Annotated in this window: 14 protein-coding genes; 3 read left to right on the top strand and 11 right to left on the bottom strand. The window is 76.4% G+C overall.

Annotated features, from left to right (window positions below):
• The 9 genes from AC0CYZ_RS26690 to AC0CYZ_RS26650 form a co-directional block, all read right to left on the bottom strand.
• On the bottom strand, positions 1-211 hold a 211-nt coding region (locus AC0CYZ_RS26690; RefSeq protein ID WP_472221000.1), incomplete at its 3' end, for a hypothetical protein.
• Entirely contained in the window at positions 211-2,682 is a 2,472-nt protein-coding gene (locus AC0CYZ_RS26685; protein ID WP_472220998.1) for an NAD(P)-binding domain-containing protein, read from the bottom strand. The genes AC0CYZ_RS26685 and AC0CYZ_RS26690, both read right to left, overlap by 1 nt.
• 31 nt (positions 2,683-2,713) lie before the next feature.
• On the bottom strand, positions 2,714-4,069 hold the full coding sequence (locus AC0CYZ_RS26680; protein ID WP_472220996.1) for a nucleotide sugar dehydrogenase: 1,356 nt from the start codon (positions 4,067-4,069) through the stop codon (positions 2,714-2,716).
• 41 nt (positions 4,070-4,110) lie between these two features.
• Positions 4,111-5,280, bottom strand: a complete 1,170-nt coding sequence (locus AC0CYZ_RS26675; protein WP_472220993.1) for a glycosyltransferase — start codon at positions 5,278-5,280, stop codon at positions 4,111-4,113.
• 3 nt (positions 5,281-5,283) lie between these two features.
• A complete protein-coding gene (locus AC0CYZ_RS26670) occupies positions 5,284-6,051 on the bottom strand; it encodes a polysaccharide deacetylase family protein (RefSeq protein ID WP_472220991.1) in 768 nt (255 codons plus the stop codon).
• Complete coding sequence (locus tag AC0CYZ_RS26665) at positions 6,048-7,727, bottom strand: polysaccharide deacetylase family protein (protein ID WP_472220989.1); 1,680 nt, start codon at positions 7,725-7,727, stop codon at positions 6,048-6,050. Before AC0CYZ_RS26665 ends, AC0CYZ_RS26670 begins: the two co-directional genes overlap by 4 nt.
• On the bottom strand, positions 7,724-8,416 hold the full coding sequence (locus AC0CYZ_RS26660) for a LuxR C-terminal-related transcriptional regulator (RefSeq protein WP_472220987.1): 693 nt from the start codon (positions 8,414-8,416) through the stop codon (positions 7,724-7,726). The genes AC0CYZ_RS26665 and AC0CYZ_RS26660 overlap by 4 nt, the downstream gene beginning before the upstream one ends.
• 14 nt (positions 8,417-8,430) lie before the next feature.
• Positions 8,431-9,135, bottom strand: a complete 705-nt coding sequence (locus AC0CYZ_RS26655) for a sensor histidine kinase (RefSeq protein ID WP_472220985.1) — start codon at positions 9,133-9,135, stop codon at positions 8,431-8,433.
• Complete coding sequence (locus AC0CYZ_RS26650) at positions 9,132-9,713, bottom strand: response regulator transcription factor (RefSeq protein WP_472220983.1); 582 nt, start codon at positions 9,711-9,713, stop codon at positions 9,132-9,134. The genes AC0CYZ_RS26655 and AC0CYZ_RS26650 overlap by 4 nt, the downstream gene beginning before the upstream one ends.
• A 171-nt stretch (positions 9,714-9,884) precedes the next feature.
• On the opposite strand from AC0CYZ_RS26650, the gene AC0CYZ_RS26645 reads away from it, so the two are divergent.
• The gene (locus AC0CYZ_RS26645) at positions 9,885-10,583 is read left to right on the top strand and encodes a response regulator (RefSeq protein WP_472220981.1); all 699 of its coding nucleotides are present in this window, start codon (positions 9,885-9,887) and stop codon (positions 10,581-10,583) included.
• A gap of 24 nt (positions 10,584-10,607) precedes the next feature.
• Here the strand turns inward: AC0CYZ_RS26645 and AC0CYZ_RS26640 are convergent, their stop codons facing one another.
• Positions 10,608-11,867 (bottom strand): L,D-transpeptidase, encoded by a 1,260-nt coding sequence (locus AC0CYZ_RS26640; RefSeq protein WP_472221002.1) that lies wholly within the window; start codon positions 11,865-11,867, stop codon positions 10,608-10,610.
• A gap of 164 nt (positions 11,868-12,031) precedes the next feature.
• Positions 12,032-12,244, bottom strand: a complete 213-nt coding sequence (locus AC0CYZ_RS26635) for a DUF2795 domain-containing protein (protein WP_472220979.1) — start codon at positions 12,242-12,244, stop codon at positions 12,032-12,034.
• A 125-nt stretch (positions 12,245-12,369) separates the two neighbouring features.
• On the opposite strand from AC0CYZ_RS26635, the gene AC0CYZ_RS26630 reads away from it, so the two are divergent.
• Positions 12,370-12,900 carry a MerR family transcriptional regulator gene (locus AC0CYZ_RS26630; protein WP_472220977.1) on the top strand — a complete coding sequence of 177 codons (531 nt, stop codon included), beginning with the start codon at positions 12,370-12,372 and terminating at the stop codon, positions 12,898-12,900.
• 140 nt (positions 12,901-13,040) lie between these two features.
• Positions 13,041-13,839 (top strand): serine/threonine-protein kinase (locus tag AC0CYZ_RS26625; protein WP_472220975.1); only part of this gene is annotated, 799 nt, incomplete at its 3' end.

The following is a 13,839-nucleotide window of genomic DNA, read 5'->3' as shown; positions in this document are numbered from 1 at the left end:
GGTACGCGCCGTCGCAGGCGAGCACGACGACCACCGCCAGGCCGTAGCCGAGGGCCAGGACTCCGGGCAGCCCGACGAGCGCGGCGGCGAGCGCGGCCGCCGCACCGTCGAGGCACCCGACCAGCACGGCGGCCCCGTCGTGCCGAGCGGGCGCGCGGAGCGGCGCGCACGGCACCCGCCGCGTCGCCGTCTCCTCCGGGGCGGCCGTCATCACGCCACCGGGGCCGGCGTGGTCGTCGAGGCGACGATGCTGGCGGCGGCCGCCTTGGCGGCGTACGCGGAGCCGTAGGCGAAGCGCATCACGGGGCCGAGGCTCGGCGTGACCGCGGGCCCGCAGAAGTACAGGCCGGGCACCGAGGAGCGATAGTCCGCGGTGACCGACGGGGTGCCCGCGAGCGTGAGGATCCGCGAGAGCAGGGACTCGTCGAGGAAGCCCATCCGGGACAGGTCGATCCGGTAGCCGGTGCCCGCCAGAACGTGTTCGGCGTGCAGCACCCGCTGCCGACCCGACGCGTCGCGCAGGTCCAGGCGCACCTCGTCGCCGTCGATCTCCGCGTTCGCGAGGCGGTGCCCGGTGAGGATCGGCACGACGCCCTCGACCCGTGGGCGCAACCAGTAGGCCCCGGCGGGACCGAGCGCCGAGCGGGCCCGCGACAACCGCACAGTGGTGGGCAGGCGGTGGTAGAGGTCGGGCCGGTTGGAGTAGAACCAGGTGCCCCAGCCAGAACCCAGCGGCGCCTCGGGCTCACGCAGCCGCCGCCAGAGCGACCGCTGCGCGGCGAGCGGCTCACCGTTCCAGGCGATCTGCTCCGCCCGTGCCACCAGGCGGGTGTCCGCGCCGGCCTCGTTCAGCAGGGCCGCGCTCTCCAGCGCGGCCTGCCCCGCACCGAGCACGACGACCCGGCGGCCGGAGAACTCGGCCATGTCGCTCTTGTCGCTGGTGTGCGAGACCAGCCGGGCAGGCAGGCCCGCCAGCTCCGTGGGCAACGCCGCGGCGCCGGTGAGGCCGACCGCGACGACCACGCGGGGGGCGTGCACGACCTCCCCGTCGGCGAGCTCCACCCGGAAACCGTGCTCGTCCTGGGCCAGCCCGACCACCGAGGTGTCCTCGAGATCGGGCAGGAGCTCCCGGGCGAACCACTCTCCGTAGGCGACGAACGTGTCGAGCGCGACCGGCACCCCGTAATCGGCGTAGGGGGTCTCGGTCCGACGGCAGTACGCCTCGAGGGTGTGGGTGCCCCGGGGGTCGGAAAGGCTCGACGCGAACCCCTGCGACTTGAGGAACATCCCCTTCGGCATCGTCTTCCAGGCCTTCATGGCTCCGCCGAACTGTCGGACCCGTAGCCCGGTCGGGGCCAGGTGGGCCCCGAGTGACAGACCGTAGGGGCCGGCGCCGATGATCACGACATCGGTGCGGTCCTGCATGGTGGTGTCCTCCCCGGTGGTGCGGTGGCTCTTCGGTGTGGCGGGTGTCGGTGTGGACGTGGTGGACGAGGCGGTGCGGGTGAGCCCGGCCATGCCGCGCCGGGCGCTCTCGGCCGCCGTGCGGGCGGCCATGAGCCCGAACGGCAGTGGGTCGTCGCGGGCGAACCACGCGGGTTCGTCGATCCCGCGGAGCGAGGCCGCCCAGTCGCGCAGTCGCAGCTCCCCGCGGCGGACGTGGGTGAGCGCGGAGACGGGGTCGTAGGGCTCGACGACGAACCGGCGCCGCAGCGGCGGGTCCTCGGGCACCGGCCGGCCGGTGAGGTCGAGGTGGGCGGCCACCGCGACGTCGAGCCCGCGTGCGCCCCGGAACAGCCGGAACTGGGCGCCGAAGCGGGGGTTGGCGTCGAGGAGCTTCGCCTCGCCGTCGCGGGGATCGATCCGCAGGTCGAGGTCGACGACGCCGCGGTAGCCCGCCCGGCGCAGGAACGCGGTGGTGACCTCGGCCAGCGCGGGCCACGGCTCGACCCGTCCCAGGCTCGTCAGGCCGGTGTGCGCGGGGTACGAGCGCTCCTTCACCCCGGTCCCCACGAAGACCGCGTCGCCGTGGCCGTCGAGGTAGGCGTGGACGAACCAGTCCTGCGCGGCGCCCGGACCCAGCGGGGGCAGGTACTCCTGCACCAGCAGCGGTCCCGAGGCGACTTCCGCGGCCAGCTCGTCGACCTCGGCGCGGGTGCGCACGACGCTCGTGCGCGGACCGCCCGTGGTCCGCTTCACCACGAACGGGAGTCCGAGCTCCGCGGCGAGGGCGGGCACGCGGGCCGGGTCGGCGACGTGCTCGGAGCGCGGTGAGGGCATCCCGTGCTCGGCGCACAGGGCCGGCAGCGCGGCCTTGTCGGCGAGCCGGCGCGGGAGCCCGCGCGGGACGCGCGGGAAGGCGAAGCGGTCGCGCAGGACGTCACCGTGCTCGGCGAGCAGCACCGCACCCCCGTCGTCGGTGCTCAGCAGGACCGCGCGCGTGCCGAGGGCATCGGCGATGCGGCCGAGCCCGGACAGGACACCGGCCGCGTCGGCAGGGTCGGTCCACCACGGCCAGCACCGGGTCAGGTGGCGCGAGCGGGCGGCCGGCGCCCAGCGGTGCTCGTGCGCGGCGTGCACGGCGATCCCGCGCGACCCCAGCGAGCGGACGACGCCGAGGGCGCCGTGGTGCATGACGTTCGGGTCGGTCTTGAGGACCACCACCGGGACGGTGGTGTCCACCGGGAGGTCCCCGGCCGGCCGGTGCACGGGGTCACACCACCTGACGCGCGGTGCCGGCCGCGTCGAACCGGTACGTCGCGTCGAGGACCCGGGGGCAGCGCCGCACCCAGTCGTGGTCCACGCCGGGGTGGACGACCTGCACGATCGCGAGGTCCCAGTCGCGGGAGTCGGGGTCGGCGACGGAGCACAGCTCCCGGCCGTCCTCGAGGCGGATCACCGGCATGAGCGGGTCGTGGTAGGAGACGTCGGCGCCGCGGTCGAGCAGCGTGGCGATCAGCGGGAGCGCGGGCGACTCGCGGACGTCGCGCACCCCGGCCTTGTAGCTGACCCCGTCGACGGCGATGCGGGCCCCGCGCAGCGCGATCCCGTCGGCGGCGAGGACCTCGCCGGCACGGTCGGCCACGCGCGCGGGGCGGTCGTCGATCGCGTGCATCGTCGCGTCCACGAGCGGAGCGGCGACGCCCGCGTGCCGGAGCTGCGCGAGGAGGTAGTGCGGGTCGCAGGGGATGCAGTGGCCCCCGACGCCCGGGCCGGGGAACGCCCCGAGGAACCCGTAGGGCTTGGTGCCCGCCGCGAGGGTGACCTCGATCGGGTCGATGCCGAAGGCGCCGCACGCGTCGGCGAACTCGTTGGCCAGGGCCAGGGACACCGCCCGGAAGATGTTCTCGTAGAGCTTGGTCAGCTCGGCGGCCTCGGGCGAGCTCACGAGGAACACCGAGTCGGTGAGCGCGGAGACCACGTTGGCCGCCGCCGAGGCGCACTCCGTGGTGATCCCCCCGACGACGCGCGGGGTCTCCCGCTGGCGGTGGTCGTGGTTGCCGGGGTCGATGCGCTCCGGGCTGAAGGCGACGAACACGTCGGTCCCGGCGACGAGCCCCCGCTCGTGCAGCGGGGCGGCCAGCAGCTCGCGGGTGGTGCCGACGTACGTCGTCGAGGTGAGGATGATCGTCTGGCCGCGGCGGGCGTGGGCGACGACGGTCCCGCACGCCGCGCGCAGGGCCCGCAGGTCCGGGCTGCGGTCCGCGAGCACCGGCGTCGGGACGCAGACGACGACGACGTCGGCGCTCTCCAGGGTCGCCGGGTCCGTGGTCAGGTCCAGCCGGCCCGCGTCCAGGACGAGGTCGAGGGTGCGGCGCGCCTCGTCGTCGAGGTCGGCGTCCCGGGCGGCGATCACGGCGAGCCGCGCCGGGTCGACGTCGAGCCCGACGACGCGCTCGGCGGCGTGCTCGATGGCCAGCGCGGTGGGCAGCCCGACGTAACCGAGCCCGACGACCGCGACCGTTCCCAGCCGCTCCGACTCGGCGGGACGCGTGAAGGCGACCAGGTCCTGCACCAGCAGGCGCTCGCGGCCGTTGATCGCGAGGGACAGCGGGGAGGTGGCGACCATCGGGCTTCCTTCCGGCTCGGGCGGGCACCGTGCCCGCCTGATCACCAGCCTGCGATGCGCGTGGCCAGCCGTCCTCGGTCATCCACACCAACGCGCCTACGAAGGTCTGCCGAACGGACGCGTCCGCTCGCCACTGCGGCCGTGAGGGCGGCGAGCCGGTCGAGGGTCTGCCGGACGTCGAAGGCCCGGGCGTGCGCGGCGGCCGCCGCGCCCTCCGTCGCGCAGCGGCGCGGGTCGGTGAGCCGGGTGGCGACGGCCTCCGCGAGCGCGGCCGCGTCGTCGGGGGGGACGAGCGCGCCGGTCCCCACGCCGACGGCGTCGGCGAGGCCCGGCACCTGGCTCGCGACGACCGGCCGCCCGACCGCGAGCGCCTCGAGCAGGGCCAGCGAGAGGCCCTCCCAGCGGGAGGGCAGGACCACGAGGTCGGCGGCGGCCAGCCAGGGGCGCACGTCGGCCACCGCACCCACGCCGAGGACCCCGGGGCCGACCGCCCTGCCGTCGAGCCGGGGGCCCCCGACGAGGACCAGCCGCGCGCCGGGGGCGGCGGCGCGGACCGCGGGCCAGGCGCGCAGTGCCACGTCCTGGCCCTTCTGCCGGCAGACCCGGCCCACGCAGACGGCCACCGGGTCGGCGGCCGGCAGGCCCAGGGCCGCCCGGGCCGCCCGGCGCTCGGCCGGGCCGGCCGGCCGGAACCGCGCGAGGTCGACGCCGTTGCGCACCACCTCGCGGGGTCCCGGCACCCCGGCCTCGAGCGCGAGGTGCGCCTCGCCGGCCCCCACGCACACGCAGACGTCGTGCCAGCGGGCCGCGTGGCGCTCCCAGGCGCGGGCCGGGCCGGCGGACCGGGGGCCGACCGCGAGCCAGGACCAGCCGTGGGGCTGCACGATGGTGGGCACGGCGCCGCGGACCCCGAGGCGGCCCGCCAGCGCGGCCTTCGACGAGTGCAGGTGCACGACGTCGGGCCGCGCGAGGCCGACGAGCGCGGCGAGGCGCCGCGCCTCGAGCAGCGACGAGGGGCCCGGTTCCCGGCGGGCGGCCCACGGCAGGTGGGGGACGCCGGCCCGGACGAGGGCGACGGGCAGCGACCCGGTCCCGGGGCAGGCCACCGCGACCTGCCAGCCCCGCCGGCGCTGGTCGAGGACGTCCTGCGCGACCACGGCCGCCACGCCCCCCTCGACCGGCTGGGCGACGTGCAGGACCCGCAGCGCCACGGCTCAGCTCCGGACGCGCCCGGCCGCCGCGGGGCTGGGGACCCGCACGGGGCGGCGGTGGACGCCGGCGGCCTCCCGGCCCTCCGCGACGGCGTGGCGACCCCACTTGGCGGCCAGCCGCGGCGGGCCGTCGCGGTCCCCGACGTAGGTCCGGGGCAGGGCGAGCGGGCCGGGGACGGGCGGACGACCGGTGGCGCAGGCGTGGTCGTAGCCCGCGGCGCGCACCGCGGCGACCGCCCGCTCGTCGTGCGCGCCGTACGGGTAGCAGAAGCCGGTCACGGGGCGGTGCGCCAGGTCGGCGAGGAGGTGGCGGCTCTCCGCCACCTCGCGGGCGAGGTCCGTCCCGGCGATCGGCGCGCTCAGCGGCACGTGCGCCATCCCGTGCGCGCCGACCTCGATCCCCTCGGCGGCGACCGCGGCGACCTCGTCGGCGGTCATCAGGGCCTTGCGCTCGCCGTCGGGGTCCCAGTCGTTGTGGCCGCCGAGGCGCCCGGCGACGACGTAGACCGTGGCGCCGAAGCCGTGGCGGCGCAGGAGGGGGACGACCGTGGTCGCGAAGTCGCGGTAGCCGTCGTCGAAGGTCAGCCCGACCAGCCTGCGCGCGGCTCCCCGCCGCGCGGCCGCGAGCAGGTCCGCCACGCCGACGCCGACGAGCCCGGCACGCCGGAGCCACGTCAGCTGGGCGTCGAGGCGCTCGGGCCGCACGGTGACGAGGTACGGGTCGCGCTCGTAGTCCGCGACCGAGTGGTACATGAGGATCCAGGGGTTCACCGGGGCACGCCCTCGGTCTCCGAGCGCTCCGCGGTCGAGGGAACCGCCGCCTCGGTCGGGTCGTCGCCCGGCTCCCCCTCGGGCGGGCCGTCGTCCGACGTCCGCGGTCCGGGCACGTCGGCGACGCCTCCCCAGCGCGCCGGCCGGGGCCGCCGTCGGCGCAGGTAGTGGTGCGCGAGCCCCGCGAGGGCGCCCAGCAGCCCCAGGCCCGCGGCCACGGCCGCGCCGATCTCCAGCAGACCGCGCAGTCCCGGGGCGACGAGCGACGGCGCCGGCGGCACCGCCACCGCGTCCTCGACGTACCCGCGGCTCTCCAGCGTGCCCACCGCGCCGATCGCCAGGCCCGCCGCGACCCCGGTGGTGTCGGGGGGTGCCGGCGGGGTGTCCCACGTGATCGGTGCCCAGTCGGCCGAGGGGACGACCAGCGGACCGGACGTCCAGTACTCCCAGGAGCCCGTGCCGGTGCGGCGGTAGACGGCGAACTGGGTCGGGACCGTCGAGCGGTACTGCGCGGCGAGGTGTGTCGGGGTGCCGGGCGTGGTCGTCGGCGTGCACTGCCCGAGGTCGAGCCGGGGCAGCATCACCGCGTCGCCGTCGGTGTAGGCGCTGACGGTGACGGCCTCGGAGGCCGGCGCGCCGCCGTTCGGCGGGGTCCAGGCGAAGGCGGCGGTGTTGGTCCCGTAGCCCGACGCCTCCCAGCAGTCGGGGACCGTCGTGCCGGCCTGGCTCAGGTCGCCGTCGACCAGAGAGGTCGACGTCGCCGCGGGAGCCCGGTGGACCGGTCCGTCCGCTCCCCCGACCACCTGGCCCACCGTGCGGACCGCGACCGTCCCGGCGCGCTGCTGGTCGACCAGCCAGGTGGTGAACTGGTCGATCAACGCCGGGCTCGTCGACAGGGTGCCGCACGTGGCGCACGACTCGTGGTGGAAGATGAACGGCACCCAGCCGCCGCCGGCGGACTGCGCCCTGGTGACCCATCCTTCGAGGTCGGCCAGGGTGGCCGTCTCGGTGATGTCGGGTGCGGTCCGGACCGCGTACGGGTCGGTCGGGGGGACGGTCTCGCTGGCGCAGGCCGGGCACGCGGCGCTCACCGGCCCGAGCCCGTGGTCCAGGCGCGCGCTGGTGTAGCCGCAGTCCCGCACGATGGCCTCGACCGAGGGCGAGGTGATCCCGAAGGGGTAGGCGAACGACACCGGGTGGAAGCCCCACGAGGTCAGCGTGGCGCGGTCGTCGCACACCTGGCGTGCGGTCTCGTCCGGGGCGTCGCCGACGAGGTTCGGGTGCAGGACCGTGTGGCCGCCGATCTCGTTCCCGGCGGCGGCGATCTGCGTGAGGTCGGCCCGGGTCAGGTAGTTGGGCTGACCGATGTCACCGGTGTTGACGTAGAAGGTCCCGGTCAGGCCGTGCGCCTGCAGGACGGGCAGGTACTGCGTCTGCCCCGCGAGGCCGTCGTCGAAGGTCAGCGAGACGACCACCGGCAGGGACCGGCCCGGCGGCACCGCCGGGGACGCGGCCGGGTCCACGGTGGCCCGCCCCCCGGCCGCCGTCCACATCGGGAGCAGGATGCCGAGCACGGCGCCGACCACGACGCAGACCGCGAGCACGCCGGCGACGACCAGGACGGGCCGTGACGCCCCGGACCCGGCTCGGGCCGGGTCGGGGCCCCCCGCGCTCACCGGCCCGCCGGGACGAGCTCGGGCCGCGGCCCCGCGGCGACGTCGAGGCCGGCGGACCGGGCCAGTGCGACCGCCTCGAGCCGGTTGTGGACGCCGAGCTTGGCGTAGGTGTTGGCGACGTGGCTGCGGACGGTGTGCGCCGAGAGCCGCAGCTGGCGGGCGAGGGTCACCGTCGACTCGCCGCGCACCATCGCCGCGAGGATCTCCCGCTCGCGGTCGGTGAGCCGGTCGAGCGGACCGCCCCGTTGTCGGGCGCGCCTCGCGTCCGCACGCAGCCGTTCGAGCACCGCGCCCAGCTGCTCGGGCGGGAACCAGCCCCGGCCCCGCGCGACGGCCCGGATCAGGTCCACGAGCGCCCCGACGTCGGCCTCCTTCGAGATCCAGCCCTCCACACCGAGCGGGGCGACCTCACCGGCGATCCGGCGGTCCTCCTCCGCGGTCAGCACGACGAGGTGGGCGTTCGGCAGGCGGTGGCGCAGCCCCAGGATCAGCTCACGCCGGTCGCCGTCGAGCGGCGCGACCTCCAGGACGATCACGTCGGCCCGGGCGCGGACCGCGTGCGCGACCACCGTCTCCACGCCCGCCGGTCCCCGGGTGTCGACCACCAGGTCCGGTTCGGCGCCGAGTCGCGTCGCGAGGGCCTCGACCAGCATCTGGTGCTCGTCCACCAGGAGGATGCGCAGCGTCACCCGTCCCATGCTCGTCAGCCCGGTGCGTCGGGACCTCGTGCAACTTGACCAGACGGCGGTGGGGCGGACGCGTCATCCGGCCGTCCGCACCCGGGCGCGCGGGGGGCCGGGACGGGCACGGCCCGCCGGCCGCGCAGCACCACCTCGGCGACCGTCCCGCCGCCACGTCGCGGGCGCATCGTCACCTCGGCCCCGAGCCGGCGCGCCAGGGTGCGCACGATGGCCAGGCCCATCCCGCGGTCGCCCCGCGGGCCGGCCCCGGGGCCCGGGCCGTCGTCGGCCACGCGGACCACCGGGTCGGCGCCGCCCTCCGCGTCGAGGTCCAGCTCCACCACGCCTCCCGCGCCGGCCGCCCGCACCGCGTTGTCGACCAGGTTGGTCACCAGCCGGCACAGGGCCTGGCGGTCGAGCCGGACGAGCACGGCCGGTCCCGGGTGCAGCGCCACCGAGCCCGGGGAGGCGGCGTCGCGCAGCACCACGACCTCGTGCAGGAGGTCGCGCAGCTCCAGGACCTCGTCGCCCGCCTCGACCGCGTCCGACGGGAGGTCCCAGTCGGTGAGGAGGTCCGCGAGCCGGTCGATCTGGCGTGCCACGAGCGCCATCCGTTCGCGGGCGTCGGCGTCGAGCCCGTCCTCGCCGCGGACGGCGGCGACCAGCGCTGAGAGGGTGGCCACCTCGTGGCCGATGTCGTGGAGCAGCGCGAACGGTCCGGCCGTCATCCCGCGCCCCGCAGGGTCCGCACCGCGTCGACGCGGGTGTGGACGCCGAGCTTGCGGAAGATCTCGTTCGTGTGGGTGCGGACCGTGTTGTACGACATCCCGAGGTGCTCGCCGATCTCCCGGTTGCCCAGGCCGTCGGCGAGCGCGTGCAGCACGTCGCGCTCCCGGCCGGTCAGCCGCGCGAACGGGTCCGTGGGCTCGCCGCCCGCGGCGTCGGTGCGCAGGGCGTCCAGGATCTCGGCCTGGACCTCGCGGGGGAAGAAGGCGCCACCGCGCGCCACCCCGCGCAGCACGCGGAGGAGCTCGTCGGCGCTGCAGCGGTGGTCCAGCCAGGCCGACGCGCCGGCACGGGCGGCCGCGACCGCGCTCCCGGGGGCGTCGTCGGTGGCGAGGACGACGATCCGGGCGGCGGGGGGCGGGCCCTCGCCGGGGCAGGCCCCGACGGCGTCCACCAGCAGCACGTCGGCCGGGGGGCCGTCCTCGGCGAGGGCGAGATCCGGCTCCTCGGCGAGTCGGGCGCCGAGCGCCTCCGCGAGGAGTCGGGCAGCCGTGACGTACCGGACACGGAAGCGACTCATGGAGGAACGTTAGTTGAGCAAGCGATGCCCGGTCCTCATCCATCTTGACGGATCCGGAAACGCACCGTGCCCGCCGAGATCATGTCGCCCATTCGGCGGCCAACCGAACGGGGGCCTCCCGCGTCACTCGTCCGAGTGACGACACCCGCCCGGCCCCGCGGAGGCGACGCTGTGACGACCGTACTGCTCGCCGACGATCATCGCCTCTTCACCGACCTGGTGGGCGCCTACCTCGCGGAGCACGGCATCGAGGTGGCGGGCGTCGCCACCACCGAGGTCGACGCGGTGGCCCGCACCCGGCAGGCCCGACCCGACGTCTGCCTGGTCGACGCCGCGGCCCTCGCCACCGGCTCGGCCCAGGCGCTCGTGGCGCGGCTGGCGCGCTGCGCGCCGGGCACCCGCGTCGTGGTGCTCACCGCGGCCGCGGACGACCCCGGTCCGGCCGCGGCTGCGGCGGCGGGCGCCGTGGGACACCTGCTCAAGAGCGCTTCCGGCCACGACCTGGTCGAGGCGATCACCCGCGCGGCGCGCGGGGAGGTCGGGCCGGTGCCCGCGCAGCGCGCCGCCGAGGGGGACACGGCCGTCGCGCGCGGGGCGTCCGTGCCGGAGGGCGAGGCCGCGGAGCGGCGGCGGTTGACGGGATTGCGGGACCGCGAGCGGCAGTGCCTCGAACTGATCGCCGCGGGCGCGTCGACCGAGGAGATGGCCGAGACGATGGGCGTGACCGTCGCCACCGTGCGCAGCCACGTCCGGGCGGTCCTCGCCGCCCTCGGCGTGCACTCCCGGCTCGGGGCGGCCTCGTTCGCCCTGCGCCACGGTGTCGTCGGGCCGAGCCGCGCACCCCACGACCGGCCGCCCCGGGCCGGCTGAGCCGCGCTCCGGGCGGACCGCCGGTCAGGTCGTGCCGGCCTGCCACTGCGCCCAGGGCAGCGCCCAGTCGCCCCAGCGGTCCCACACCGGGAGCGCCGGGCCGCCGGAGTTGGTGACCTCCACGACGTCGCCGACGCCGAAGTGGTCGAAGAACCACTGCGCGTCGGCGGGGCTGAGGTTGACGCACCCGTGGGAGACGTTGTCGGTGCCCTGCTGCCCGACCGACCACGGCGCCGAGTGGACGAACTCCCCGTCGTTGGAGATGCGCTCGTCGAGGAGCACGGTCTCCTTGTAGTAGCCCGGTTGACCCGGCATGACGCCGTAGGTGGCCGAGTCCATGACGACACTGGGCTCCTTGTCGGAGATGACGTGCGTGCCGGTGTGCGTCGGGAACTGCGGCGAGCCCAGGCTGATCTTCATCGTCTTGACCAGGGCGCCGTTGTCGAAGATCTGCATCTGCTCGGCGCCGCCGTCGGCCTTCGCCACCCACGCGTCGTGCACGCGGAAGGTCTCGTGGACGTCCTTCGCGCCGAACGCCCCGCCGCCGAGGTCGGCGCCGTAGAGCTTGCCGTCGAGGGTGATCGTGGTGCCCGGCTTCCAGTAGACCTGCGGCCGGTAGTCCACCTGGCTCGAGGAGATCCAGTGCCAGGCTCCGGGCTGCGGCGGGTCGGAGGTCACGGCCAGCGCCTTGACGGCCGCGTCCTTGTCGGTCACCGGGTGGGAGAAGGTGACCGCGACCGGCTGCCCGACGCCGACGTCGGTGCCGCCCGGGTCCACGGCGGCGCTGTCGGTCTGCTTCGGCGCGAGCGTGGCGACCGTCGACTGCAGGTGCGTCGGGGCGCCCTGGGCCGAGACGGCGTCCGCGACGACGGTGTAGGTGCGGCCGAACGCGAGCGGCTCGCTGGTGGTCCAGGTGGCGCCGTCGGGCGAGAGCGTCCCGGTGACGGCGGCGCCCGACGCGTTCGTCATGTGCACCCCGGTGATCCGGCCCCCGTCGGCGTGCACGTGCACCGGGGCGGTGGGGTTCACGTCCGCGGCGGGGTCGACGGTCACCCGCGGTCCGGGCGGCGGCAGGGGTGACGTCGGGGAGCCCGCCGAGGCGGCCGGGGAAGCACCCGCGGCGGAGGAGGACGCGCCGCCGGAGCACGCGGCGGCCGAGAGCACGAGGACGGCGGCCGCGGCGAGCACCGCCGGCACGCGCCACGCCGGCCCCGATCCGTGCCGGCCCGCGCCGTCCCGGCCCACGCCGTGCCGACCCGATCCACGGCGCACCGCACGCCACATCACCACGGACGTGTCCTCGCTCCCCGGCGCCGGGCGCGCCGCCGCTGACGGTCCCACACCGACCCCGCCGTCCCCCGGCACGGGTCGGGGTGTTTCCGCAGGTCCAGCGTCTGTTTCGTGCCCTACTGGGTACGGGCCGACCGGTTCGTGCGCCGGTGCGCCGTCTAGAGCGGGCGCCGGCTGCGCAGGTGCGCGGGGGTGGACGTGAGCGCGACCACGATGTCGAACACGTCGCTGTACTCCCGGTCCGGGATCTGGTCGATCTCGGCGCGCGTCAGCGGATCGACCCCGTACTCGTCGGCGGCGGTCGCGATCTGCCACGGCCGGACGGGGAACGGGATCCCCTCCAGGACCGCGGCGACTGCTGAAGCCCTCACGGACGCCACAGGTACCGGCGGTCCGAGGTGATCGTCAACGTGATCGTCCCGGTGTGTGACGCTCGCCGGACGGGCCGAACCGGGGAGGTGGCTTCGAGCGCACTCGAAGGCCTAGCGTCGGGGACATGACCGCACTGGGCACCGTCCCGGAGACCGGCCCGGTGGACGTCGATCCGCACGCCCACCCGGCCGCCCGCCTGCGCACGATCCTCGACTCGGTGGCCGCGGCGGACGGCTCGCTGCCGCCGCTGAACGACGAGCTCGTCCGGGCGATGCGGCTGCCCGACGACCTCCCGTCTCCCCTGGGGATCTCCGAGGTCGCCGAGATCACCGGCATCACGGCCCACACGCTGCGCTACTACGAGCGCATCGGGCTGGTCGAGGCGGACCGCGACGCCGCCGGGCACCGCGTCTACGACCGCGAGGCGCTCGGCCGGATCGCCTTCGTCACGTGGCTGCGGCTCTCCGGGATGCCGATCGCCGGGGTGAGCCGCTACCTCGCCCTGGTCAAGGCCGGGCCGCACACCCAGGACGAGCGCCTCGCTCTGCTCCTCGAGCAGCGCGAGGCCATCGTCGCGCAGCTGCGCGACCTGCAGGGCGCCCTCGCCGTCGTCGACTACAAGATCACCACCTACGGCGGGAGCTGCGGCGCCTGAGGCGCCGTGTGCGCGGAGGGTGGCGCCGTCGTGCCGGGACTCGTCCGCCCGGGCGGCACCCCCCGAGCGGTGATCGCCGCGAGTAACCTCCCCCCGGACGGACAGCGGTGGCCACGAGACCTCCGGGGGGCGGTGTGACGGTGACGGAGGTCGGGACCGGCGCCGGCATCGGGCGCTACCGCCTCGAGGAGCTCCTGGGCCGGGGCGGCATGGGCGAGGTGTGGCGCGCCTTCGACACCGGGCGCGAGCGCTGGGTCGCGCTCAAGCTGCTGCTCGAGCCGCTGGCCCACGACGCCGAGTTCGTCGCGCGGTTCCGCCGGGAGGCCCGCCTCGCCGCGCGGCTCTCCGACCCGCACATCCTGCCGATCCACGACTTCGGCGAGCTCGAGGGCCGGCTCTACATCGACATGCGGATGGTCGACGGGCCCGACCTCGCCAAGGTCGTCTCCCGTGGGCCCGTCCCGCCCGAGCGGACCGCCGGCATCGTCTCCCAGATCGCGAGCGCCCTGGACGCCGCGCACACCGGCGGCCTGGTGCACCGCGACGTCAAGCCGGCCAACGTGCTGCTGGCGGCCCGCGACCCGGTGTTCGCCTACCTCACCGACTTCGGCGTGGCCGCGGAGCAGAACCGCTCCGACGGTCTGACCGAGGCGGGCACCGTCCTCGGCACCCTCGCCTACCTCGCCCCGGAGACGTTCGAGGGCATCCCGCCGGGACCCGCGTCGGACATCTACGCGCTCGGGTGCGTCCTCGCCGAGATGCTGCTGGGCCACCCGCCCTACAAGACGGCCACCCCGGCGCAGGCGCTGCGCGCGCACGTCCACGAGCCCCCGCCGCGGCCGTCGGAGCGCGACCCGCGCGTCCCGAAGGCGTTCGACGACGTCGTCGCGCGCGCGATGGCCAAGGACCCCGCCCGCCGCTACCGCACCGCCGGTGAGC

The sequence above is a fragment of the Actinomycetospora sp. genome (genome assembly GCF_055612215.1).
Note: the sequence above shows the minus strand (reverse complement) of the source record. Positions and strands in the feature narration are given on the sequence as shown.

Bases quoted from the DNA above. Each gene is read 5' to 3' on its own strand.
- AC0CYZ_RS26680 (WP_472220996.1), bottom strand. From the start codon at position 4,069: ATGGTCGCCACCTCCCCGCTGTCCCTCGCGATCAACGGCCGCGAGCGC.
- AC0CYZ_RS26655 (WP_472220985.1), bottom strand. From the start codon at position 9,135: ATGACGGCCGGACCGTTCGCGCTGCTCCACGACATCGGCCACGAGGTG.
- AC0CYZ_RS26650 (WP_472220983.1), bottom strand. From the start codon at position 9,713: ATGAGTCGCTTCCGTGTCCGGTACGTCACGGCTGCCCGACTCCTCGCG.
- AC0CYZ_RS26640 (WP_472221002.1), bottom strand. From the start codon at position 11,867: ATGTGGCGTGCGGTGCGCCGTGGATCGGGTCGGCACGGCGTGGGCCGG.
- AC0CYZ_RS26630 (WP_472220977.1), top strand. From the start codon at position 12,370: ATGACCGCACTGGGCACCGTCCCGGAGACCGGCCCGGTGGACGTCGAT.